At 58.3% G+C, this 676-nt stretch carries 1 protein-coding gene; it reads right to left on the bottom strand.

Annotated features, from left to right (window positions below; translation table 11 throughout):
- The coding region (locus tag H6A60_RS12125; RefSeq protein WP_205104984.1) for an FAD-dependent oxidoreductase at nucleotides 1-615 on the bottom strand (615 nt) is incomplete at its 3' end.
- Nucleotides 616-676 lie beyond the last annotated feature (61 nt).

Raw genomic sequence — 676 nt, 5'->3', positions numbered from 1 at the left:
CGTCTCATCCGTGATGAGCTCGACGCCGTTCGTGCTCACATGCATCGGCACGCCGAGCGCTTTCATCTTGGCCATCATCTTGCGCTGCAGGATCGAACCGCCCGTCGTGCCGTCGGTCTTCATGAAGAAGGCGCGGGAGAGGTTCGGGAAGGGCAGATTTTTCGTGAGCGAAAGCGGTACGCCCATGTCGATCACCCAGTCGATCGTTTCGCCGGAGAGTTCGGCAAAGGCGCGCAGGCACTTTTCATCGCCGACGCCTCGCGTCTCGTGCAGTTCGTCTTTCACGAACGCATCGACGGAGTCCTTGACGTCCTTTTGGTAGCGGCTTCCGACGCAGCAAAGACGACCGGACGAATAGAGCGTATTGCCGTCGGGACGAACGTGCTTCTCAAGCAAAACGACGTCTGCGCCGAGCGCTTTTGCCTCAATGGCGCAGGCGACGCCGGCAGCACCCGCACCGACCACAACGATGTCGTACACATGATCGGCGTTCTTGAAGGCGTCGTTTTTTGAGGAAGGTTCGACTGCGCCGGCCGCGCCGGCGGCGAACGACCCTGCGGCGGCAAGACTGCCGACCGCCGCACTCAGGAATTCGCGGCGTTTCAGTTCTCGCATGTTTCTCCTCCTTTGTATGAAACATTTCATTCATCACGAAATAAATTATTCATTTCAATGG

It is taken from the genome of Sutterella massiliensis (genome assembly GCF_016899755.1).
GTDB lineage: Bacteria > Pseudomonadota > Gammaproteobacteria > Burkholderiales > Burkholderiaceae_F > Sutterella > Sutterella massiliensis.
Note: the sequence above shows the minus strand (reverse complement) of the source record. Positions and strands in the feature narration are given on the sequence as shown.